A 23037-nucleotide genomic window follows, 5' to 3' on the forward strand; every position below is an offset into this window, starting at 1 on the left:
CCTTCCCCGGCGGGCTCCTGCGGCTGGGCCGGCAGCTGTGTCGCGCTCGGCTCCCGTGGCGTGCCCGGCTCCGGCGGTACAGCCGGTGCGGGCCGGGGCGCGACGGTGGTGGCGGGCCCGCCGGGTGGTCCGGGCCGTGACCCGGGCGGGGGCGGCCGCGTTCAGCTCTCGGGTGGCGGGGGTCTGCCCGCGCCGCCCAGCCGCTCCGACCGGAGCCCAGACAAGGCGACGCATGGCCCACCCCGTACCTCCCGCCCCCCCGCGCGGTGCGCCGGCCTCCGGACCTGCCGCCCCGCCGCCCAGCCATCCGCCCCACGACCATCCGCCCCACGACCATCCGTCACACAGCCACCCACCGCACAGCCATCCGCCGCACGGGCACCTGCCCGGTGTCCCGCCCGCCCGGCCGCCCGGAGCCGTGGCGGCGGCCCGGCCGGAGCTGCCGCCCGTGCACGGAGCGGTCATCTGCGTCGCCGCCCCCGGCCTGGTGATCTCGCCGGAGCACGGCCAGCTGACCGGACGCGGACTCGACGGGATCTACCACTCCGGGCGCCGCCTGCTGGCCCGCTGCCTGCTGCGGATCGGCGGCCACGATCCCGTCGCCGTGCAGGTCCGCAGCCTCGGCGCCGACCGGGCCGCCTTCACCGCGACCGTGCGCACCGGCTCGGAGGCCGGACCCGATCCCGACATCGCCGTCGAGCGGGTCCGCCATGCCGACGGGACCGAGCGGATCACCCTGCGCAGCTACCTCTCCCGCCGGGTGCGGCTGCCCGTGGAGATCTCCCGGGGCACCGACCTCGCCGAGCTCGCCGCCGTGGCGGCGGGCCGGGCCGGGCCCGAGGTGCCTGCCGGGGTGTGCGCGGGCGGCCTGCGCTGGAGCACCGGACAGGCCCAGGCCGTCACCACCGCCGAGCCGGCCCCGGACGACGCCCTCGCCTCGGCCGGGCTGCTGCGCTGGCAGCTCGATCTGGCGCCGGGGGAGTCGCGCACCATCGAGCTGCGCACCACCCAGGACCGTACGGCCCGGGCGCCAGCCGGCCAGGTGGCCAACCCGCTGGCCGCCGCCCGCGCCGAAGGCGACGACCCGCGGGTGGCGGCCTGGTTCCGTACCAGCCTCGACGACCTGGGCGCACTGCTCCTGAGGGACCCCGAGGAGCCCTCCGACGCCTTCCTGGCGGCCGGAGTGCCCTGGCGGTGTGGTCTGGCACCGGCCGAGTCCCTGTGGGCCGCCAGGATGGCGCTCCCGCTCGGCACGGGGCTGGCGGCGGCCCCCTGGCGCACCCTGGCCCGGACACAGACCGGCGGCCGCGGGGCCGACGCCGGCAAGATCCCCGGTCCGCTGCGCGGCGCCGGCCCGCAGCTGCCCCCCGGCTGCACGGGCACGGAAGCGACCCTGGCCTTCCCCGCCGTCCTCGCCGAGGCCCGGCGGTGGGGGATGCCCGACGCCGAGGTCCGGGAGCTGCTGCCCGCGGCCGAGCGCTGCCTGGCCTGGCTGCGCGGCAATCTCGGGGCGGACGGCTTCCTGGCCGATCCCGCAGCCGGGCCGCGGCGCTGCGAGACCCAGGCCCACGCCCACCGGGCCGCGCTGCTCGGAGCCGACCTGCTGGCGGCGTACGGCAGACCCGGGGCCGAGGAGTGGCAGGAGTGGGCGGCCGCACTGCGCGGGCGCTTCGGCGAGGCGTTCTGGATCGACGGACCGGACGGCGGCCGGCCGGCCGCTGCCCTCCACCCCGACGGGCGGCCGCTGCCCCGGCTGACCGGGGCCGCCGCGCACCTGCTGGACGCGGGACTGCTGGGCGGCGGCCGGTTCGCCACCGGGGTGCTCGACCGGATCCGCACCGAGCAACTGGCCCGGCTGCTGGGGACCCCGGCCATGGACTCCGGCTGGGGGCTGCGCAGCATGGCCGCCCGGGAGCCCGGGCACAATCCCTTCGGCCACCGCTCCGGCGCGGTCCGGCCGTACGAGAGCGCCGTCGCCGCGGCCGGTCTGGCCGCCGCCGGCTTCGAGAAGGAGGCCGGGGCACTGCTGCGCGGCCTGCTCGACGCCGCCGAGTGCTTCGGCCACCGGCTCCCGGAGATGTACGCGGCGGAGCAGCGGACCACCGGCAGCGCCCCCTTGCCGCACCCCGCGGCCTGCCGGCCGGCCGGGGTGTCCGCCGCCGCCGGCATCCACGCCCTGGTGACGCTGGCGGGGGTCCGCCCCGATGCCCCGGCCGGCACCGTCGCGGTGGCCCCCCTGGCGGGCGCCCCGCTCGGCGCCGTGCGCCTGTCGGGCCTGCGGGTGGCCGGTGAACCGTTCACCGTGCGGGTCAGCCGCCTGGGCCTCGGGATGGTGGAGGAGGCCGCAGATGCGCTGCAACTGGGCGGCTGACGACGCCTCAGAGGGGCGCGGGCACCGGAACGGCAGGGTCCGCAGGGCGCTGCGGACCTGCTCCCGCCTTGTCCGTCGGGCCACCGGGATCACCAAAGCGCTGTTTATCGTCAGGCAGACGACTATGATCGCGGCATGTCGCCCTACGACCCGTCGGCCTTCCCGCCCTTCGCTGTCACCGTCGACCTGGTCGTGCTCACCGTGCGGCGCCACGCGCTGTGCGCGCTGGTGGTCAAGCGGGGTGAGCCGCCGTTCCAGGGGCGGTGGGCCCTGCCCGGAGGCTTCGTCCGCGGGGACGAGGACCTGGCGGCGGCCGCGGCCAGGGAGCTCTCCGAGGAGACCGGGCTGTGCGCCCACGACCCCGGCCACCCCGGCGCGGTCAACGGCGCCCACCTGGAGCAGCTCGCCACCTACGGGGACCCCGGGCGCGACCCGCGGATGCGGGTGGTCAGCGTGGCCCACCTCGTGCTCGCCCCCGACCTGCCCGCGCCCCGCGCCGGCGGGGACGCCAACAGCGCGCGCTGGGCCCCCGTCGACGAGCTGCTCGCACCCGCCGCCGACGCCCCCGCGGCGCTCGCCTTCGACCACGCGCGGATCTTGGCGGACGGCGTCGAGCGGGCCCGCTCGAAGATCGAGTACTCCTCGCTCGCCACGGCCTTCTGCCCGACCGAGTTCACCGTCGGCGAGCTGCGCCGGGTGTACGAGGCGGTGTGGGGCGTGGCCCTGGACCCGCGCAACTTCCACCGCAAGGTCACCGGCACCCCCGGGTTCCTGGTTCCCGCCGGTGGGACCACGACACGTCAGGGCGGCCGACCCGCCCAGCTGTTCCGGGCCGGCGGGGCCACCCTGCTCAACCCGCCGATGCTGCGTCCGGAAGTCTGACGCCCCGACATTTCTGCGGGCCGGTTGCCTAGAAAATCGGACATATCGCGTTATCTTGCAGGTGGTACTCACACTGCCGCAGAGCGGTCTCACACCCTGCGAGAGACGCGAGAGAAGCGATGCTCCAGGCCATCGGACTCACCAGTGCATCCCGTCGAGGCCTTCCGCCCGCTGTGGACGACCTCACCCTCGAGGCCCGCCCGGGGAGAGTGACCGCCCTGCTCGGCGAGGCGGGCTCGGGCAAGACCACCGCCCTGCGGCTCATGCTCGAACTCGACCCGGGGCGCGGCGTCACCTACTTCCGCGGCCGTCCGCTGCACCGGATCCCGCACCCGTGCCGTGAGGTCGGCGTACTCCTCGGCGACCTCCCCGGAAACCCCTCCCGGACGGTGCGCAACCAGCTGCGGATGCTGTGCGCCGCGGCCGGGGTGCCGGCCTCCCGGGCCGACGCCGTGCTCGACGTCGTGGGCCTGTCCGGCCTGCGGGACCAGCGGCTCGGCTCGCTCTCGCTCGGCATGGACCGCCGCCTCGGGCTCGCCGCGGCCCTGCTCGCCGACCCCTGCACCCTGGTGCTGGACGAGCCCGCCGCCGGGCTGTCGCCCCGCGAGCGGAACTGGGTCTACGGGCTGATGCGCAGCCACGCCGCCCTCGGCGGTGCGGTGCTCTTCACCACCGACGACCCCAAGGAGGCGGCGCGCAGCGCCGACCAGGTCGTCAGCATCGCCGGCGGCCGGCTCGTCGCCGACCAGGACGCCGCGGACTTCGCCCGGACCCGGCTGCGGCCGCGGGTGGCCGTGCGCACGCCCCACGCGGCCCGGCTCGCCGACGTACTGGGCCGCGAGGCGCGGGCCGGGCAGCGGCCCGTGGAGATCGTGGAGGAGAGCGGCAGCCGGCTCTCGGTGTACGGCAGCCGCTGCGCCGAGGTCGGAGAGGCGGCGTTCCGCCACGGGGTGCTCGTCCACCAGCTCGCCGACGAGACCGGCGACACCGGCGCTCCCGTGCCGCCGGCCCAGGACGGGGCGGACCCGGACCGCGACGGGGCGCGGACCCGGGCCGCCCGGACCGATCGAGTCGACCGGACCGACCGAGGGGATCGGACCGACCGGACCGATCGAACCGACCGGACCGATCGAGCCGATCGGCCCTTGTCGGCGGTGCGGCGTGTCGGTGGGCCGCTGCGTCCGTTGCGCTACGAGCTGCGCCGCGTCTTCGGTACCGCCACCCCGGTGCTGACCGCGGTCGTCGTGGCCGCGGTGTCCGTGGCCATCGCCCTGGTGCTCGCCCGGGCCGGCCGGACGCCGCAGGGCCGGCTGCTCGCGGCCTGGCCGGAGCTGTTGCCGCTGCCGCCGGCCGCGCTGGGGGCGGGACTGCTCGGTGCGCTGGCGTTCGGCGAGGAGTACCGCTACCCCGCGCTCGCCGCCGACCGCGGCACCGTGCCCCGCCGACTGGGGCTGCTGGCCGCCAAGCTCGGCGTGAGCGGGACGCTCGCCCTGCTCCTGGGCGTCCTCGCCGTCACCGCCGACGCGGCGGCCCTGCGGCTGGTGTTCGACGGTGTCCCGCTGCGGTCCCCGGCCGAGTGGGTCGCGCCGGCCGCCAGTTGGGCCGGGCTGCTGGTCGGCTGCGCCTGGGCCGGGGTGCTGGCCTCCGGGGCGTTCCGCTCCGCCACGGTCGGCCTGACCGCCGTGCTGGCCGTTCCCGTCCTGGTGGTCCCGCTGGTCCGCAAGGCCCTCGACGGGCCCTCGGCGTACCCGGCGTCCGGCCTCGCGGCCCGGTTGCGCGGGCTGTCCTGGGCGCAGTGGCCGCCCGAGGCGGACCGGCTGGTCCACGGGGCGATCCGGGTGATGGCCCAACCCGTCGGGATGGCACTGGTGTTGTCGCTGATGGTCCTGTTGTGCGCCTACGGGTTCACCGGCCTGCGCAGCCGCGTCCGTTGGTGATCGTTCCGATTTCGAAGCCGGGCACAACGGGACCGAACGAGTCCGGACCGGGTGAACGGGACCGCAACTCCGCCTAAAAGGCCCGGTTCTTAGCGATAAGTCGTCAATTGCGCAGGTGGTACCGATCACCCTTTCGTGTGCTTTTCAGCAAAGACCTCAAGGGGCGCTGGAGCACGGCCGACAAAGGATTCGTGAGTACCCTTGCGCACACCATGATGACCGCCGCCCGCCATGCCGACACAGGCCTCGCCGGCGCGGGCGAACTCGATCGCTACCCGTACACGGAGACCCCCGGCTCCGACCGCGTCACAGCGCCCCACTGGGACGGCGCCGACGTCGAGTTGAGCCGGGCCGGCCGCCGCGCGGCGGGCAGCCGCGGCCGCGGACTGCACGGCCAACTCGTCCAGCAGCTCGGCCAGATGATCGTCTCGGGCGATCTCGGCGCGGACCGGCCGCTGGTCCCCGAGGAGATCGGCCAGCGCTTCGAGGTCTCCCGCACGGTCGTCCGCGAATCGCTCCGGGTCCTGGAGGCCAAGGGCCTCGTCAGCGCCCGGCCGAACGTCGGCACCCGGGTCCGTCCGGTCAGCGACTGGAACCTGCTCGACCCCGACATCATCGAATGGCGGGCCTTCGGCCCCCAGCGCGAGGACCAGCGCCGCGAGCTCAACGAGCTCCGCTGGACCATCGAGCCCCTCGCCGCCCGGCTCGCCGCCGGCCACGGCCGCCAGGACATCCAGCAGCGCCTCTCCGACATGGTCGAGATCATGGGCCACGCCCTCGGCCAGGGCGACGCGATCACCTTCTCGCGGGCCGACAACGAGTTCCACGCCCTGCTGATCCAGGTCGCCGGCAACCGCATGCTGGAGCACCTCTCCGGCATCGTCACCGCCGCCCTCCAGGTCTCCGGCAGCCCGGTCACGGCCTGTGACCGCCCGAGCGAGACCTGTGTCGCCCACCACGCGCGCATCGTCGAGGCGCTCGCCGCCGGCGACCCGGTCGCCGCCGAGAACTCCATGCGCCAGCTCCTGACCGTGCACCCCGAGGTCGAACGCGTGGTCCCGGCCCCGCGCGAGCACTGAGGGGCGGTGTACGGGGGAGGACCACGTGTCGCCGGGCCCGCGGGGGTCCGGCGACACCAGCGTGCGAGCGGCCCCGCGGCAGGGCGGCCGCACCGCCGGGGCGAGCGGCACCGGCACCGGTGGGCACCCGGCACCGTGGGCACCGGTGGGCACCGGCAGCGGTCGGACGGCTGGATTTCGGGGTGATCGGGGTGTGACTCGGGCCACGAAGATTGGGGCGTAACACTCTGCGAGGTCACGCGATGACCTAAGAGGTGATGGCCGACGGAGGGAACAGCAGCCCTTGCGGGTGCTGTGCAGCTCCCCGGCCCCTGCCCGCGCCGCCGGCCCATCCCCAGTCGGTGCTCGTCGGCTCCGGTTCCAGCACCATGCCGGGGTCGGAAGCCGTTCCCATCGTTCCGAGAGGTTGTTCGTGTCGGCCAGCACATCCCGTACGCTCCCGCCGGAGATCGCCGAGTCCGAGTCTGTGATGGCGCTCATCGAGCGGGGCAAGGCCGAGGGGCAGATCGCCGGCGATGACGTGCGTCGGGCCTTCGAGGCTGACCAGATTCCGCCAACCCAGTGGAAGAATGTTCTGCGCAGCCTCAACCAGATCCTCGAGGAAGAGGGTGTGACGCTGATGGTCAGTGCCGCGGAGTCGCCCAAGCGTCCCCGCAAGAGCGTCGCAGCGAAGACCCCCGCCAAGCGGACGGCCACCAAGACCGTCGCGGCCAAGCCTGCCGCCGCCGAGCCCGCCGTCGCCGCGGCCCCGGCAGTCCAGGCTGTGGAGCCCGAGATCGCCGACGTACTCGCGGACGGGACCGCGTCCGAGCCGGCCCCCGCCAAGAAGGCGGCGGCGAAGAAGACGGCCGCCAAGAAGGCCGCCCCCGCGAAGAAGACGGCAGCCAAGAAGACCGCGGCGAAGAAGACGGCCGCCAAGAAGGACGTCGTCGAGCCCGGCGAGGAAGAGCCGCTCGAGGAGGCTCCCGGGGCCAAGGCCGAGGAAGAGGAAGAAACCGGCGAGAGCAAGGGCTTCGTGCTCTCCGACGAGGACGAGGACGACGCCCCGGCGCAGCAGGTCGCGGTCGCCGGCGCCACCGCCGACCCGGTCAAGGACTACCTCAAGCAGATCGGCAAGGTGCCCCTGCTCAACGCCGAGCAGGAGGTCGAGCTCGCCAAGCGCATCGAGGCGGGTCTCTTCGCCGAGGACAAGCTGGCCAACTCGGACAAGCTCGCCCCCAAGCTCAAGCGCGAGCTGGAGATCATCGCCGAGGACGGCCGGCGCGCGAAGAACCACCTGCTGGAGGCCAACCTCCGCCTCGTCGTCTCCCTCGCCAAGCGCTACACCGGCCGCGGCATGCTCTTCCTGGACCTGATCCAGGAGGGCAACCTCGGCCTCATCCGCGCGGTCGAGAAGTTCGACTACACCAAGGGCTACAAGTTCTCCACGTACGCCACCTGGTGGATCCGCCAGGCGATCACCCGCGCCATGGCCGACCAGGCCCGCACGATCCGCATCCCCGTGCACATGGTCGAAGTGATCAACAAGCTCGCCCGCGTGCAGCGCCAGATGCTCCAGGACCTGGGCCGCGAGCCCACCCCGGAGGAGCTGGCCAAGGAGCTCGACATGACCCCCGAGAAGGTCATCGAGGTCCAGAAGTACGGCCGCGAGCCGATCTCCCTGCACACCCCGCTCGGCGAGGACGGCGACAGCGAGTTCGGCGACCTCATCGAGGACTCCGAGGCGGTCGTCCCGGCCGACGCGGTGAGCTTCACGCTCCTGCAGGAGCAGCTGCACTCGGTGCTCGACACGCTCAGCGAGCGCGAGGCCGGCGTGGTCTCCATGCGCTTCGGGCTGACCGACGGCCAGCCGAAGACGCTCGACGAGATCGGCAAGGTGTACGGCGTCACGCGTGAGCGCATCCGCCAGATCGAGTCGAAGACCATGTCGAAGCTGCGCCACCCGTCGCGCTCGCAGGTGCTGCGCGACTACCTCGACTAGCCCGACCACCTCGACCGGCCGACACCCTCCAGGACCCGGCCGGTCGTCCGGGCCCTTCGGGTCCTGCCGCAGTGGCCGTGCGCGGGTGCGCACGGCCATGGGGCGTCCCACTCTGAGTGGAGTCATGCACACACAGAGCCAGGAGGCCCTATGCGTCATTCCTTTGCCCGTGCCCTGGCGGGCGTGCTGACCCTGATGGCGGGAGCGGCCGTGGCGCCGCTGGCCCAGGCCCCGCGAGCGGCCGCCACGGCGTCCCCCGACGGTGTGGTGATCGGCGGCGCGCCGGTGAATGTGGCGGACAGTCCGTGGGTGGTTGCGCTGTCCAGCCGTGACCGGTTCGGGGGAACGCGGGCGGGCCAGTTCTGCGGCGGAGTGGCCGTCGCACCGACCCGGGTGGTGACCGCGGCGCACTGCCTGAGCCGCCAGGTGCTGGGCGGTCCGGTCGAGTCGGTGCGCGACTTCCGGGTGATCACCGGCCGGACCGAGCTGCGGGCGGACGAGGGCCGGGAGATCGAGGTGGCCGGCGCCCGGGTCAATCCCGGCTACGACCCCGCGAGCAACGCGGGCGACCTGGCCGTGCTGGAGCTCCGCGAGGCCCTCCCGGCCGGCCACGTCCTGCCGGCCGCCGCGGCGGGCGATGCGGCGTACGAGCCGGGGACGGCGGCGACGGTCTACGGCTGGGGCGACACCAGCGGCTTCGGCGACTACGCGTACGGGCTCCGGGCCGCCCAGGTGTCGGTGCTGCCCGACGACGACTGCCGGCGGGCGTACCCCGGGGACGCGGACGGACAGTACCGGGCCGACTCCATGGTGTGCGCGGGGGTGTCGGAGGGCGGCAAGGACGCCTGCCAGGGAGACAGCGGCGGCCCGCTGGTGGCCCGAGGCCGGCTGATCGGGCTGGTGTCGTGGGGGCGCGGCTGCGGGCGCGCGGACAGTCCGGGCGTCTACACCCGGCTCGCCCCGCTGATCGATTTCGTCAAGGAGCCCGCGACGGGTTCCCCGGCCGCGGCCGCCCGGTAGTCGTTCGGTAGCCGGTCGGTAGCACCCGGGAACGAGGACGGGCGGCACCCTGGGTCTCAGGGGTGCCGCCCGTCGACCGGCCTGGCCGGTCCTGGCTCGTCGGGATGCGAGTGTCAGCGTTCCTCGGTGTCGGAGCTGGCCGGAACGGCGGTGAGCCGCTCAGTCTCATCCTGTATTTCCGCGGCGATCTTCTTGAGTTCCGGCTCGAACTTGCGCCCGTGGTGGGCGCAGAAGAGCAGTTCGCCACCGCTCATCAGCACGACGCGCAGATATGCCTGGGCGCCGCAACGGTCGCATCGGTCAGCGGCCGTCAGCGGGGTCGCGGGTGTCAGAACAGTAGTCACGTCGCCTCTTCTCTAGCTCGACGAGCTGTCGTACCAGGGTCAACATCCAACCAGGCCGAAAACGTTCCCGCTCGCGGCTTTTCCTCGAAACTTTTCCTTCCGAAGCTGGCCGGCTGCTGCCGGTTGGCGGCGAAGGAGCCGTATTGCGTCGCTTGCCTTGCTTTACGGTTTCGCGTTGTCTGTCGGTGCTTGGAGTAGTCGCATCGGGGGTCGGTCCTCCCCGGCGGGAGTGCCGGGTTGTTCATGAGGACGTGCCCGAACCCTAAATGGTTCATGCGCGGAAGGGAACGTGATGTTTGCTTCACCCCTTCGGGCGATCGAACATCCGTGCGGTTCTGTACTACGCTGAAGAAGCGCGAGGGTGGCGTTGCATCGGCTCTACCAGGCCTCGGTACCCTCGGGACGGCAACAGAGCCACCCCCGCGCGATGCGGGGCAAGGAAAGAAATTCAGCGAGGAGCGAACTGCGTGACCGCCGACACGTCCGTGCCTTCCAGCGCGCTGCTGACCGGAGACCGGGACGGCTCCAACTACACCGCGCGGCACCTGCTCGTCCTCGAAGGGCTCGAGGCCGTCCGCAAGCGTCCCGGTATGTACATCGGCTCGACCGACAGCCGTGGCCTGATGCACTGCCTCTGGGAGATCATCGACAACTCGGTCGACGAGGCCCTGGGCGGCTTCTGCGACCACATCGAGGTCGTGCTCCACGAGGACGGCTCCGTCGAGGTCCGTGACAACGGCCGCGGCATCCCCGTCGACGTCGAGCCGAAGACCGGCCTGTCCGGTGTCGAGGTCGTCATGACCAAGCTGCACGCCGGCGGCAAGTTCGGCGGCGGCTCGTACGCCGCCTCCGGCGGTCTGCACGGCGTCGGCGCCTCCGTGGTGAACGCCCTCTCGGCCCGCCTCGACGTCGAGGTCGACCGCGGCAGCTCGACCCACGCGATCAGCTTCCGCCGCGGCGTCCCCGGGATCTTCACCGAGCAGGGCCCGGACAGCCCCTTCGACCCGGCCAACGGCCTGCGCAAGGTCAAGCGGATCCCCAAGGGCCGCACCGGCACCCGCGTGCGCTACTGGGCGGACCGGCAGATCTTCCTCAAGGACGCCCGGCTCTCGCTGGAGACCCTCTACCAGCGGGCCCGGCAGACCGCCTTCCTGGTGCCAGGCCTGACGCTCATCGTCCGCGACGAGCGCGGCATCGACGGCGCCGGCAAGACCGAGGAGGTCTTCCGCTTCGACGGCGGCATCAGCGAGTTCTGCGAGTATCTCGCCGCCGACAAGGCCGTCTGCGACGTGCTGCGGCTCAGCGGCCACGGCACCTTCAAGGAGACCGTCCCGGTCCTCGACGAGCGCGGCCACATGACCCCCACCGAGGTCACCCGCGAGCTCGGCGTGGACATCGCCCTGCGCTGGGGCACGGGCTACGACACGACGCTCAAGTCCTTCGTGAACATCATCGCCACCCCCAAGGGCGGCACCCACGTGTCCGGCTTCGAGCGCTCGGTCACCAAGACGGTGAACGAGGTGCTCCGCTCCGCGAAGCTGCTGCGCGTCGCCGAGGACGACGTGGTCAAGGACGACGCGATGGAGGGTCTGACGGCCGTCGTGACCGTCCGGCTCGCCGAGCCGCAGTTCGAGGGCCAGACCAAGGAGGTGCTCGGCACCTCGGCGGCCACCCGGATCGTGGCCAATGTGGTGGCCAAGGAGCTCAAGGCCTTCCTGACCTCCACCAAGCGCGACGATAAGCAGCAGGCCCGCGCCGTCATGGAGAAGATCGTCGCGGCCGCCCGGACCCGGATCGCGGCCCGCCAGCACAAGGAGGCCCAGCGCCGCAAGACCGCGCTGGAGTCCTCCTCGCTGCCGGCGAAGCTGGCCGACTGCCGCAGCGACGACGTGGACCGCAGCGAGCTGTTCATCGTCGAGGGCGACTCCGCCCTCGGTACCGCCAAGCTCGCCCGGAACTCCGAGTTCCAGGCCCTGCTGCCGATCCGCGGCAAGATCCTCAATGTCCAGAAGTCGTCGGTCTCGGACATGCTCAAGAACGCCGAGTGCGGCGCGATCATCCAGGTCATAGGAGCCGGCTCGGGCCGGACCTTCGACATCGACGCGGCGCGTTACGGCAAGGTCATCATGATGACCGACGCCGACGTCGACGGCTCCCACATCCGCACCCTGCTGCTGACCCTCTTCCAGCGCTACATGCGTCCGATGGTCGAGGCTGGCCGGGTCTTCGCGGCCGTGCCGCCGCTGCACCGGATCGAGCTGGTCCAGCCCAAGAAGGGCCAGGACAAGTACATCTACACCTACTCGGACAGCGAGCTGCGCCAGACGCTGCTGGAGCTCCAGCGGAAGAACATCCGCTACAAGGACTCGATTCAGCGCTACAAGGGCCTCGGCGAGATGGACGCCGACCAGCTCGCGGAGACCACCATGGACCCCCGCCACCGCACCCTGCGCCGGATCAACATCGGCGACCTGGAGGCGGCGGAGCAGGTCTTCGACCTGCTCATGGGCAACGAGGTGGCGCCCCGCAAGGAGTTCATCACGAGCTCGGCGGCCACCCTGGACCGCTCGCGCATCGACGCCTGAGCCCCGCCCGGTCCCGCGGGAAGCCCTGGCCGAACGGTGTGCTTCACCCCATCACCTGATGGGGTGAAGCACACCGGTACACCAGTCCGGAAACCGTCCTCGCGCCCATCCTTGGGGGCACGCGGCCACTGCGGTCGCGGACAAGGAGAGTGCGGTGGACAAGCACGAATGCCGCGACGCCGGACCGGTCCGGCTGGAAGACCCCTGGTACGACGCCCTGGCCGCCGGCTGGGGCGAAGGGGAGGACACGGCCGGAGGCTCCGCCGCCGACCTCCCCGCCCACGCGCCGCACGGCTCCCGCGCGGACGGCACCGCAGCTGATTTACCGGCGTACGGGACAGCGGGGACAGCGGGCGCCGGCACGACGGCCGGCATCTACCTGCAGGTGCAGCGCAGCGCCGCCTTCCAGGAAGTGCGCAGCCGCTACCGCCGCTTCGTCGTCCCCGCCGTGCTCGGCTTCCTCCTCTGGTACGTCGCCTACGTCGTCGCGGCCGTCGCCACACCCGGCCTGATGGCCCGTCCGGTGGCCGGATCGGTCAACATCGCCCTGCTGGCCGGCCTCGCCCAGTTCCTCACCACCTTCCTGCTGACCTGGGCCTACGCCCGGCACGCCCGGCTGCGCCGGGACCGCGCGGCCCTCGACCTGCGCTGGACCGTCTTCGAGCAGGCCCATGACCAGCAGCGCGACCAGGCCCGTGACCAGGTCGGTGACCAGGAGCGTGACCGGGGGGCGGGCCGTTGAGCACCGAGCACCAGACCCTCGCGCTGATCCTGTTCAGCGCCTTCGTCGCCGTCACCCTGGGCATCACCACCTGGGTCAGCCGCAACCGGCGCGGCTCCGCCGAGGAGTTCTACGTCGGCGGGCGGCTGTTCTCCCCCATGGAGAACGGTTTCGCCATCGCGGGCGACTACATGTCCGCCGCGTCCTTCCTCGGCATCTCCGGGCTGATCGCCCTCTTCGGCTACGACGGCCTGCTCTACTCCGTCGGATTCCTCGTGGCCTGGCTCGTCGTCCTGCTCCTCGTGGCCGAACTGGTCCGCAACTGCGGCCGCTTCACCTTCGCCGACGTGGTGGCGGCCCGGATGAGCGAGCGACCGGTACGCATCGCCGCGGGAGCCTCCTCCGTGACCGTCTCGGTGCTCTACCTCGTCGCCCAGATGGTCGGGGCCGGCAGCCTGGTCGGGCTGCTGATCGGCTCCGCCGACGCCGCCGCGCGGTCCTGGGCGGTGGTCGGGGTGGGCGCCCTGATGGTGGTCTACGTGGCCTTCGGCGGCATGCGGGCCACCACCTGGATCCAGATCGTCAAGGCCGTGCTGCTGATGGGCGGGGCGGTCGCCCTCACCGTGCTCGTCCTGCTCCGCTTCCACGGCGACATCGACCAGTTGCTGGCCGGCGCCGCCGAACGCAGCGGCCACGGCAGCCGGTTCCTGGCGCCGGGCCTGAAGTACGGCGGCGACTGGACGGCCCGCGTGGACTTCCTCAGCCTGGGCCTGGCGCTGGTCCTCGGCACCGCGGGCCTGCCGCACATCCTGGCCCGCTTCTACACCGTGCCCACCGCCCGCGCGGCCCGCCGCTCGGTGGTGTGGGCCATCGCCCTCATCGGCGGCTTCTACCTGATGACCATCGTGCTCGGCTTCGGCGCGGCCGCGCTGGTCGGCCCGGACGCCGTACGGGCCTCCAACGCCTCGGGGAACACCGCCGTACCGCTGCTCGCCACGCTGCTCGGCGGCGGGGCCGACTCCACCGGCGGCGCGGTGCTCTTCGCCCTGGTCGCCGCCGTCGCCTTCGCCACGATCCTCGCCGTGGTCGCCGGGATCACCCTGGCCTCCTCCGCCTCCGTCGCCCACGACCTCTACGCGTCCCTCAGGCGCCGCGGGGCGAAGCCGCGCAGCGAGGTCGCCGTGGCCAAGGTGGCGGCGGTGGGCATCGGCGCGACGGCCATCGCCCTGGGCCTGCTGGCCCAGGACCTCAACGTGGCCTTCCTGGTGGGGCTGGCCTTCGCCGTGGCCGCCTCGGCCAACCTGCCGGTGCTGATGTACTCGCTGTTCTGGCGGAACTTCACCACCCGGGGCGCCGTCTGGTCGGTCTACGGCGGGCTGGTCCCGGCCGTGCTCCTGGTGGTGCTCTCGCCGGTGGTCTCCGGCAGCCCCGAATCGCTCTTCCCCGGCGTCGACCTCCAGCTCTTCCCGCTCCAGAACCCCGGGATCGTCTCGATCCCGCTGGGCTTCCTGGCGGGCTGGCTGGGCACGGTCACCTCCCGCGAGGCGGCGGACGAGGCCAAGCACGCGGAGACGGAGGTGCGCTCCCTCACCGGCGCCGGCGCGGCCTAGGGCCCTATGCCCGGTCCGCCGGGAGCCAGGCGTAGCGGTGTTCCGGGCGGCCGGTCTCGCCGTAGCGGAGGGTGAGGCGGACCCGGCCGGAGCGGTCGAGGAGCTTGAGGTAGCGCTGGGCGGTCTGGCGGCTGATGCCGGCCCGCTCGGCGATCTCCTGGGTGGACAAGGGGCCTTGCGCGTCGAGCAGGACCCGGCGGACCGCCTCGGCGGTGGTGGGGGAGTGGCCCTTTGGCAGGTCGTTGGCGTGCGCGGCGCTCGCCAGGGCGCCGAAGATCCGGTCCACCTCGGCCTGTTCGGCCTCGCCGCCGGTCGCCAGGGTCCGGCGCAGGGCCGCGTACGCCTCCAGCTTGGCGCGCAGTCCCGCGAAGGTGAACGGCTTGACCAGGTACTGGAGGGCGCCCAGCCGCATCGCGGTCTGGACGGTGGCCAGGTCCCGGGCCGCCGTCACCATGATCACGTCGGTGTGGTGGCCGAGCTGGCGCAGCCGCCGTACGAGGTCCAGCCCGTGGCCGTCCGGCAGGTAGTGGTCGAGGAGGACCAGGTCCACGGGGTGGGAGGTGATGAACTCCAGTGCCTGCGCGGCCGAGTGGGCCTGCGCCGCGACGGCGAAGCCGGGAACCTTCGCCACGTACGCCGCGTTGATCCGGGCGACCCGCACGTCGTCGTCCACGACGAGGACGGCCAGCGCGGCGGGGGAAGTGGGGGGAGCGGCGCTCATCGCAAAGCCTCCGGAAGGACGACGCGGAACTCCGCACCGCCGTCGGCCGCTTCGCCCACCCCCGCGCTGCCGCCCTGTCGCTCGACGAGGCGCCGCACCAGCGCGAGCCCGAGTCCCCGCTCGCGGTGGGCCCGGGGCTGCTTGGTGGACCAGCCCTCGGTGAAGATCTCCTCACGGCGGGCGGCGGGCACGCCGGGGCCGCTGTCGCGCACCAGCAGGACGACCGTGTGCGGTCCTTCGGCGCGCAGCTCCACCTCGACCACCTGCTCCGCGGAGCCGGCGGCGGCGTCGAGCGCGTTGTCCACGAGGTTGCCGAGGACCGTGACCAGTCCGCCGGGGTCGACCAGCCGGTCGGGCAGGGAGGTCGCCGGGGCGAGCCGGAGGCGCACGCCGCGTTCGGCGGCCACCGTCGCCTTGCCGACGAGCAGGGCCGCCAGGAGCGGGTCGCGGACCTTCTCGGTGACCTCCTCGGCGGTGGTCCGGTGCACGCCGGCCACCTCCGTGACGAACTCCACCGCCTCGTCGTACAGGCCGAGCTCCAGCAGGCCGAGCAGGGTGTGCAGGCGGTTGGCGTGCTCGTGGTCCTGGGCCCGCAGGGCGTCGATCAGGCCGCGGGTGGAGTCCAGCTCACGGCCGAGCCGCTCCAGTTCGGTCCGGTCGCGCAGGGTCGCCACGGCGCCGCCGTCCTCGGTCGGCATGCGGTTCGCGACCAGGACCCGGGGGCCCTGGACGGCCAGCAGGTCGCGGCCGGGCACCCGGCCGGCCAGCACGTCGGCGGTGCGGCCGCTGCCGAGTACGTCGTCCAGCGCGCGCCCGGTCACGTCCGCGGCGCCCGGTTCGAGCCCGAGCAGCCGGGCCGCCTCGTCGTTGACCAGCCGGATCCGGCCGTGCCGGTCGAGGGCGACGACGCCCTCGCGGATGGAGTGGAGCATCGCCTCGCGTTCGGCGAGCAGCCCGGAGATGTCGGAGAAGGCCAGGTCCCGGGTCTGCCGGTGGATGCGGCGCGAGATCAGCCAGGCGGCCAGCGCGCCCGCCGCCAGGGCGCCGCCCGCGTACTTCAGCATGCCCGGGATGGCGCCGAGCAGCCGGTCGCGGACGCTGTCGTAGGCGATGCCGACCGAGACCGCGCCGACGATCTCGCCGTCGGCGGCGACCAGGGGGACCTTGCCGCGGGCGGACCGGCCGAGGGTGCCCTCGTCGATCTCCATCACCTGGCGGCCGGCCAGCACGTCGCCGGGGTCGGTGGAGACGTGCGCGCCGATCCGCTCGGGGGAGGGGTGGGAGCGGCGGATGCCGTCGAGGCCGAGCACGACGACGTACTCGGCGCCGGTCGCGCGGCGGACCCGTTCGGCGGCGGCCTGGACCGGGCTGTCCGGGCCGGGCGGGGTGGACAGCAGTGCCGTGGCCAGGTCCGGGTCGGCGGCGGCGCTCTGCGCGATGGCGAGGGCGCGGCGCATCGCCTGGTCGTCCAGCTGGGCGCCGAGCGGGGCCAGGAACAGCCCGGTGGCCAGCGCCGTCACCCCGGCGGCGATCGCCAGCTGGGTCAGCAGGATCTGCGAGACGGCCCGCCGGGGCAGCGGAATCCGGCGCCGGAGGCGGCCCGGCCTGCCGGGCGTGCCCGCCGTACCGGGCCTGCCGGGCGCAGTGGGTGCACCGGGCCTGCCGGGCGCACCGGGCGCAGTGGGCGCACCGGGCGTGCCAGGCACGCCGGGCGTGTCCGGTCCGGCCTGGGCGGGGAGCCCGGCCCGGGCGGCGCCTCGGGCGTTGCCGGGGCGGCGTCGGGGGTCCGGTGCGGTACGCATGACCAGAAACCGTACGTCCACCCTCCGGTTTTGTGGACCCCCGGCAGGGCCCCGCCCCCCCGAGCGGCCCGCTACGGGAGGGGCTGCGGCGGCCGGGCGCCGGTGTAGTGGCCGGTGGGGCGCATGCGCAGCGGGCGCTCCTGGTACTCCTCCAGCGCGTGGGCGATCCAGCCCGCCGTGCGGGCCACCGCGAACACCGTCTCGCCGGCCTCGGCCGGCATCCCGCAGGACACGGTCAGCACGGCCAGCGCCAGGTCCACGTTGGCGTGCAGCGACCGCCCCTGGCGGGCGGTCACGGCGACCACGTCCCGGGCCGCCGCCAGCGCCGGCGCGGCGGCATCCAGCCCGGCCAGGCGCGCGAACAGCGCGCCGGCGCGCGGGTCCTCGCCGCCGTACAGCCGGTGCCCGAGCCCGGGCACCCGGCGGCCGGCCCGCAGGTGGTCGGCGACGACCGGAGCGGCCCCGCCCCGTTCCAGCACCTCGACCAGCATCCGGTGGGCCAGCCGCCCCGCCGCGCCGTGCAGCGGGCCTTCGAGCGCGCCGAGGCCGGCGGAGACGGCGGCGTACGGATGGGCGTGCGCGGACGCGGCCACCCGCACGGCGAGGGTGGAGGCGGCCAGGTCGTGGTCGACGAGCAGCGCGAGCGCGAGGTCGAGGATGCCGGCCGCCGCCGGGTCGACGGGCCGGGCGGTCAGCCGTACCCACAGGTGCCGGGCCAGCGGTTCCCGCGGTCCGACCGGCTCCGCGGCCGTCGGCCGGGCCCCGACAGGCGGCTGGGCCCCGGCCATCGGCAGGGCCTCGACCATCGTCGGGATCAGGTTGCGCGCCGAGCCCAGGACGGCCGGCTCGGACAGGTCGAAGCGCAGCGGATCGGCCGCCGCCGCGGCGGCCACCGCCACCCGCAGCCGGTCGAGGGGGCCGCTGTGCTCCGGCAGCGCGGCGACCGCCCGCCGGGCCGCCGTGAGCAGCTCGGGCGGCGCCGTGAAGTGCGCCCCCGGGGCCGGTCGCCCCGTCCAGAGCCACTCGGCGACCTCCTCGTAGGGCCGGGTCGTGGCCAGCGCCACGGCGTCCACCCCGCGGTACCAGTACCGGTCGGGCTCGATCAGGGTGAGCGCGGTCCGTACGGAGAGCTCCCCGGCCGGGGCCGCGGCGGCCTCGCGGCGGTTGCGCCGGGCCAGCGCCACCACCTCGGCGGCGTCGAACGTGCTGCCCCGGCCGGACGGGTCCCGGCGGCTGCCGAGCAGGCCGCGGCTGACGTACGCGTACACCGTCGCGGGCTTCACGCCGAGCAGCTCGGCGGCCTCGCGCGTGCTGAGCCGTTCCTCCATGCATCACACCTTACATATATTGATTCGATCAATATTGACATCGACTCAATCAAGCATGGATGGTCGATGCATGAACACCGACACCAACACCTCCACCACCATCGACGTCCCCCGCGGTCTGGCGGGGGTCGTGGTCACCGAGACCGCGCTGGGCGACGTCCGGGGCCGCGAGGGCTTCTACCACTACCGCCAGTACTCGGCCGTCGAGCTCGCCGAGCAGCGCACCTTCGAGGACGTGTGGCACCTGATGTTCCGCGGCACGCTGCCCGGCCCCGCCGAGCGCGCCGCCTTCGCCGCCGAACTCGCGCCCCTGCGCCGGCTGCCCGCGGACGTCCGCGACGCACTGCCCGCGCTGGCCCGGGCGTCGGCGCTCTCCGGACCGCTCGCGGGGCTGCGCACCGCGCTGTCCCTGCTCGGCGCCTCCGCCGGGTTCCGCCCGGTGTACGACCTCGACCCCGGGCGCCGGGCCGCCGACGCGCTGGCCGCCTGCGCCGCCGCACCCACCCTGCTCACCGCGCTGCACCGGCTCGGCCAGGGCCTGGACCCCGTGGACCCGCGCGACGACCTGCCGTACGCCGCCAACTACCTCTGGATGCTCACCGGCGAGGAGCCCGACGCGGCCACGGCACGCGCGATCGAGCGCTACCTGATCGCCACCGTCGACCACGGCTTCAACGCCTCCACCTTCACCGCCCGCGTCATCGCCTCCACCGGCGCCGACGTCGCCGCCTGCCTCACCGGGGCCGTCGGCGCCCTCTCCGGCCCGCTGCACGGGGGCGCGCCGAGCCGCGCGCTGGACACCCTCGACGCCATCGGCACGGTCGACCGCATCGACCCCTGGATCAGGGAACGCGTGCACGCGGGGGAGCGGATCATGGGCTTCGGGCACCCCGTGTACCGCACCGAGGACCCGCGTTCGCGCATGCTGCGCGACATCGCCAAGCAGTTCGGCGGGCCGCTCGTGGACTTCGCGATCGAGGTCGAGTCCCGCGTCGAGGCGATCCTCGCGGAGCTCAAGCCGGGCCGCGAGCTGCACACCAACGTCGAGTTCTACGCGGGCGTGGTCATGGAGCTGTGCGGGGTGCCGCGGGAGATGTTCACCCCGACCTTCTGCGCCGCACGCGTGGTCGGCTGGAGCGCCAACGTCCTGGAACAGGCGACCGACTCGAAGATCATCCGCCCGGCCGCCCGGTACGCCGGCCCGACCCCGCCGCAGCCCGTCCCGCCGACGGCCTGACTACGATCGTCCGGGTGAACAGCAGGCAGCAGCCCATCCCCGTCGTCGTCCTCGCCGGATTCCTGGGGTCCGGCAAGACCACCCTCCTGAACCACCTGCTCCGCGGCAGCCGGGGCACCCGCATCGGGGTGGTGGTCAACGACTTCGGCTCGATCGAGATCGACGCCATGTCCGTGGCCGGGCAGGTCGGCGACTCGATGGTCTCCCTCGGCGGCGGCTGCCTGTGCTGCGCGGTGGACGGCGCTGAGCTCGACACCTACCTGGACAGGCTCGCCCGGCCCGAGCACGGCATCGACGTGATCGTCATCGAGGCGAGCGGACTGGCGGAGCCGCAGGAGATGATCCGGATGCTCGTCGCCAACGAGAACCCCGCGGTCCGCTACGGGGGCATGGTCGAGGTCGTCGACGCCGCCGAGTTCGACGCCACCCGCGCCCGGCACCCCGAGACCGACCGCCACCTCGCCGTCGCCGACCTGGTCGTCCTGAACAAGACCGACCGGGTGGACCCCGCCGAACGCGCCCGCATCGAGGCCGTGCTGGCCGGCCTCTGCCCGGGCATCCCGGTGGTCGCCGCCGACCACGGGCGGATCGACCCCGGCCTGCTCTTCGACCGCAAGGAATGGGCCGAAACCCGGGGCCAGCTGTCCTTCGAGGACCTGATCGCCGAGGCGGAGAGCGCCCGGGCGGACGCCGAGGACCACCGCGGACATGCCCACGCCCACTACGAGAGCACCGAGTTCGCCTCCGACCAGGCCCTCCACCCGCGCCGCCTGATCGACTTCCTCGACGGCCGCCCGCCGGGCCTGTACCGGATCAAGGGCCACGTCCACTTCGGCGTACCCGGCCACGGCGAGAAGTACGAGGTCCACGCCGTAGGCCGGTTCCTGCGCTTCACCCCGCTCCCCTGGGGTCGGGGCGAGCCCCGCCGGACCCAGCTCGTACTGATCGGCTCCGGCACCGACGGCCCGGCCCTGCTCGCGGACCTGGCCGCCTGCCGCGAACCGGCCCCGCACGCGGTCGCGCCCGAGACGATGTGGGGCGTCCTGCGCTACGTGGACCCCGCGGACCGGCCGGACATCGAAGGCGCGGACGCCGGCCTCACGGAGACCGACTTCCACGACGCGGACGCGGACGCGGACGAGGGCGTGTACGCGTACGCGGACGTCGACCCCGCAGAGGGCTGAAAGACGGCGCCGACCGGAGGGGCCGGCGGCGAGTGTGCCGCCGGCCCCCGGGGAGGTCCGTCACCGGCGAAGGAAGCGGGTCGGGTTTTTGATGAAGTCGACGAGTGGCGAGAAGGTGTCGTGTGCCACGTCCGAGACCTTGTCGAGGACATGGGATTCCGCGACATAGGTTCCCCCCGAGATCGCCTTCGCGGCGTAGCCGATCACCCCGGGCCCAGCGACCGAGGCAATGCCCAGCGCCGCGTTTTTCAACTGCTTCGTGAACGGGCGGCTCGTCCAGCCGTAGCTGAGCCCGTAGAGGACCGCACTGGCCGAGTCGAGCATGGCGCCGCCGATACCGAGCCCGAGACCCACGCCCGTGAGGAACGGACTGAATGGAGCGGTGGGCGGGAAGAGGAGTGCGACGAGTCCGGCGCCGGTGAGGCCGGCCCCCGCGATCTTGGCGACCGTGGCGGCCTGGTGCAGGTACTCGGCCCACCACTTCATGGACCCGATCGCGGGCTCGTCGCTCGGGACGGTGTCGGAGGCCGGCGTGTCGCACTGGTTGGTACCGGCCGCCTTGGCCGCCTCGGCCTCCTCGGCCGCCTGCTTGGCCGCTGCCGCGACCTCGGCGCGCCGCTTCTCGCCCTCGATCTGCCAGGCCTGGCTGGCGGCGGCCGCGGCGGCGTTCTTGTCCCGGTTGGCCTGCAGGGCCGAGGCCCGGGCGGAAGTGGCGGAGTTCTGCGCGGCGTTGGCCGAGGAGACCGCGCTCCGCGCCGACTGGATGGCGCGGGTGGCCGAGTAGTTAGCCGACCGCTGCGCGAGACGGGCGTTGGCGGCCGCCGTGGCGGCCCGGTCGGCGGAGGCCTGCGCGTCCTTGGCCGACTGCTCGGCGCCGGCCGCCAGGTTGTTCGCCTGCTGGGCGTAGCCGGCGGCCTGCTCGGCCGACGCCGTCGCCCTGTCCGCCCACTGGAGCGCCTCGGCGGCCGCGTCGCGCGCGTGGGCCGCGGCCTCCTGGGCGCGGGCGGCGTCCTCCTGCGCCTTGTGGGCGATCTTCGCGGCCGCGGCGATCGCGCCCTGCACGGCGGCGATGTGGGTGGCCGAGTCGAAGTCGAGCTGTGCGCTCTTGTACTGCACCGACGCGATGAAGTTGCGGCGGATCCGCGTGGGAGCCTCCATCGCGACCTGGGCGTGAGCCCTGGCGTAGGGTCCTCCGGTCCTGAGGAGGGTCGCGACGGCCACCGCGTCGTCCTCCTCCAGTGCCTTCTGGAAGCCCGCGGTGAGGAACTCGTACACCGCCTCCGCGGTCCCGGCGTCCAGCGCCGCGTTGGCCGCCTGCCTCACCGCGGGGCCGGGGTTCTCGTCGAGAACGCGGGCGACCGTGACGCGGTTGTCCGCGGCGGCGGCCTGGATGGCACCCGCGGCGAGGAACGTGCCGGCCGCGTCCGGGTCGGCGCTGCCGAGGGCGGCGGCCGCGGCGCGGGCGACGGCGGGGGCGGCGATCCGGGCGAGGTAGAGGGCGGACTCCCGGTCGTCCTGTCGCTGGGCGATCTGCCGGTCGACGTCGATCCAGGTGTGGATCTCGGACTCGGTCCCGGCCAGGGCGTACCGGGCGGCCTGCTGGGACCAGCCGCCCGCGGACTCCAGCAGGGCGAGGGCCGCCTTGCGGCCGAGTTCGGTGGCACTCGCCGTGTTCCCCGCCCTGAGGGCCGATTCGGCCTGGGCGATGAGCTGCTTCGTGGCCTCGGCGGTCTGCTCGGCCTGGGTCCGCTTCCGGTCGTACTCGGCCCGTTCCTCCGCTTCGACCTGCGCGAGCAGGCGCATCTCCGCGACCGCCCGCTGCGTGTCCTCGCCCAGACGCTGCCACTCCGCCTCGCGGGCCGCCTTCTCCACCTCGACGGCCCTGGCGACCGCGTCGGTGGCGTTGTTCGCGGCGTTGGTGGCCTCGTTGGCGAACTCCGTGGACCTGCTCGCGTACTCCACCGCCTGGCCGGCGTACTGGACGGCCCACTCCGCGGCCTCGGCGGCCTTGTCCGCGTGCCCGGCGGCGCTGTTGGCGGCGTCCCGGGCGGTGCGCGCGGCCGCCGCGGAGGCGTCCGCCAGTGTCTGCGCGGTCCCGGCGGCGTTGGTGGCCATCGTGGCGTTGGCGCCGGCGATCTCGGCCTGGCGCTTGGCCTCGGCGGCGTCGGCCTTCGCCACGCCGGCCGAGGTCGCGGCCTTGGCGGAGGCGCTCGCGGCAGCGGAGGCGTTGCGCGC

Annotated in this window: 15 protein-coding genes and 1 pseudogene; 11 read left to right on the forward strand and 5 right to left on the reverse strand. The window is 74.0% G+C overall.

The annotated features are described in order from the left end of the window. Positions 1–232 precede the first annotated feature (232 nt). The 6 genes from GPJ59_RS16215 to GPJ59_RS16240 all read left to right on the forward strand — a co-directional run bounded on the left by GPJ59_RS16215 (position 233) and on the right by GPJ59_RS16240 (position 9270). Entirely contained in the window at positions 233–2371 is a 2139-nt protein-coding gene (locus tag GPJ59_RS16215) for a glycogen debranching N-terminal domain-containing protein (protein WP_219667850.1), read from the forward strand. A gap of 135 nt (positions 2372–2506) precedes the next feature. Then, positions 2507–3253, forward strand: a complete 747-nt coding sequence (locus GPJ59_RS16220; RefSeq protein ID WP_219667851.1) for an NUDIX hydrolase — start codon at positions 2507–2509, stop codon at positions 3251–3253. 119 nt (positions 3254–3372) lie between these two features. Beyond that, entirely contained in the window at positions 3373–5190 is a 1818-nt protein-coding gene (locus tag GPJ59_RS16225; protein WP_219667852.1) for an ATP-binding cassette domain-containing protein, read from the forward strand. Positions 5191–5381: 191 nt separating this feature from the next. Further along, positions 5382–6269 carry a FadR/GntR family transcriptional regulator gene (locus GPJ59_RS16230; RefSeq protein ID WP_219667853.1) on the forward strand — a complete coding sequence of 296 codons (888 nt, stop codon included), beginning with the start codon at positions 5382–5384 and terminating at the stop codon, positions 6267–6269. Positions 6270–6681: 412 nt separating this feature from the next. Next, on the forward strand, positions 6682–8250 hold the full coding sequence (locus GPJ59_RS16235) for an RNA polymerase sigma factor (protein ID WP_308120325.1): 1569 nt from the start codon (positions 6682–6684) through the stop codon (positions 8248–8250). Between the two features lie 150 nt (positions 8251–8400). Further along, entirely contained in the window at positions 8401–9270 is an 870-nt protein-coding gene (locus GPJ59_RS16240) for a serine protease (protein WP_219667855.1), read from the forward strand. 113 nt (positions 9271–9383) lie between these two features. Here the strand turns inward: GPJ59_RS16240 and GPJ59_RS16245 are convergent, their stop codons facing one another. Next, a complete protein-coding gene (locus GPJ59_RS16245) occupies positions 9384–9614 on the reverse strand; it encodes a DUF7455 domain-containing protein (protein ID WP_219667856.1) in 231 nt (76 codons plus the stop codon). Positions 9615–10081: 467 nt separating this feature from the next. Here GPJ59_RS16245 and GPJ59_RS16250 point away from each other — a divergent pair, with 467 nt between their 5' ends. The 3 genes from GPJ59_RS16250 (at position 10082) to GPJ59_RS16260 (ending at position 14530) form a co-directional block, all read left to right on the forward strand. Then, on the forward strand, positions 10082–12199 hold the full coding sequence (locus tag GPJ59_RS16250; protein WP_219667857.1) for a DNA gyrase/topoisomerase IV subunit B: 2118 nt from the start codon (positions 10082–10084) through the stop codon (positions 12197–12199). A 154-nt stretch (positions 12200–12353) separates the two neighbouring features. After that, entirely contained in the window at positions 12354–12941 is a 588-nt protein-coding gene (locus GPJ59_RS16255; RefSeq protein ID WP_219667858.1) for a DUF485 domain-containing protein, read from the forward strand. Continuing rightward, positions 12938–14530, forward strand: coding sequence for a solute symporter family protein (locus GPJ59_RS16260; protein WP_219667859.1), 1593 nt, complete (start codon positions 12938–12940; stop codon positions 14528–14530). The genes GPJ59_RS16255 and GPJ59_RS16260 overlap by 4 nt, the downstream gene beginning before the upstream one ends. Before the next feature lie 4 nt (positions 14531–14534). Here the strand turns inward: GPJ59_RS16260 and GPJ59_RS16265 are convergent, their stop codons facing one another. From GPJ59_RS16265 to GPJ59_RS16275, 3 genes are all read right to left on the reverse strand, one after another. After that, positions 14535–15251, reverse strand: a complete 717-nt coding sequence (locus tag GPJ59_RS16265; RefSeq protein WP_219667860.1) for a DUF7342 family protein — start codon at positions 15249–15251, stop codon at positions 14535–14537. After that, a complete protein-coding gene (locus GPJ59_RS16270; RefSeq protein WP_258024477.1) occupies positions 15248–17053 on the reverse strand; it encodes an ATP-binding protein in 1806 nt (601 codons plus the stop codon). Before GPJ59_RS16270 ends, GPJ59_RS16265 begins: the two co-directional genes overlap by 4 nt. Positions 17054–17124: 71 nt before the next feature. Next, the gene (locus GPJ59_RS16275) at positions 17125–18381 is read right to left on the reverse strand and encodes a citrate/2-methylcitrate synthase (protein ID WP_219667861.1); all 1257 of its coding nucleotides are present in this window, start codon (positions 18379–18381) and stop codon (positions 17125–17127) included. Positions 18382–18436: 55 nt separating this feature from the next. Here GPJ59_RS16275 and GPJ59_RS16280 point away from each other — a divergent pair, with 55 nt between their 5' ends. Both GPJ59_RS16280 and GPJ59_RS16285 read left to right on the forward strand, forming a co-directional pair. Then, positions 18437–19618, forward strand: a complete 1182-nt coding sequence (locus GPJ59_RS16280) for a citrate synthase/methylcitrate synthase (protein WP_219667862.1) — start codon at positions 18437–18439, stop codon at positions 19616–19618. A gap of 14 nt (positions 19619–19632) precedes the next feature. After that, complete coding sequence (locus GPJ59_RS16285; RefSeq protein ID WP_219667863.1) at positions 19633–20802, forward strand: CobW family GTP-binding protein; 1170 nt, start codon at positions 19633–19635, stop codon at positions 20800–20802. A 60-nt stretch (positions 20803–20862) separates the two neighbouring features. On the opposite strand, the pseudogene GPJ59_RS16290 reads toward GPJ59_RS16285, so the two are convergent. Beyond that, positions 20863–23037: pseudogene (locus GPJ59_RS16290) on the reverse strand (hypothetical protein); the annotation flags it as partial.

The organism is Streptomyces bambusae (assembly GCF_019400985.1).
GTDB classification, from domain to species: Bacteria; Actinomycetota; Actinomycetes; order Streptomycetales; family Streptomycetaceae; genus Streptomyces; species Streptomyces bambusae_A.

Coding starts and splice junctions, on each gene's coding strand:
- GPJ59_RS16215 (WP_219667850.1), top strand. CDS start 233: ATGGCCCACCCCGTACCTCCCGCCCCCCCGCGCGGTGCGCCGGCCTCC.
- GPJ59_RS16220 (WP_219667851.1), top strand. CDS start 2,507: ATGTCGCCCTACGACCCGTCGGCCTTCCCGCCCTTCGCTGTCACCGTC.
- GPJ59_RS16225 (WP_219667852.1), top strand. CDS start 3,373: ATGCTCCAGGCCATCGGACTCACCAGTGCATCCCGTCGAGGCCTTCCG.
- GPJ59_RS16240 (WP_219667855.1), top strand. CDS start 8,401: ATGCGTCATTCCTTTGCCCGTGCCCTGGCGGGCGTGCTGACCCTGATG.
- GPJ59_RS16265 (WP_219667860.1), bottom strand. CDS start 15,251: ATGAGCGCCGCTCCCCCCACTTCCCCCGCCGCGCTGGCCGTCCTCGTC.
- GPJ59_RS16270 (WP_258024477.1), bottom strand. CDS start 17,053: ATGCGTACCGCACCGGACCCCCGACGCCGCCCCGGCAACGCCCGAGGC.
- GPJ59_RS16275 (WP_219667861.1), bottom strand. CDS start 18,381: ATGGAGGAACGGCTCAGCACGCGCGAGGCCGCCGAGCTGCTCGGCGTG.
- GPJ59_RS16280 (WP_219667862.1), top strand. CDS start 18,437: ATGGATGGTCGATGCATGAACACCGACACCAACACCTCCACCACCATC.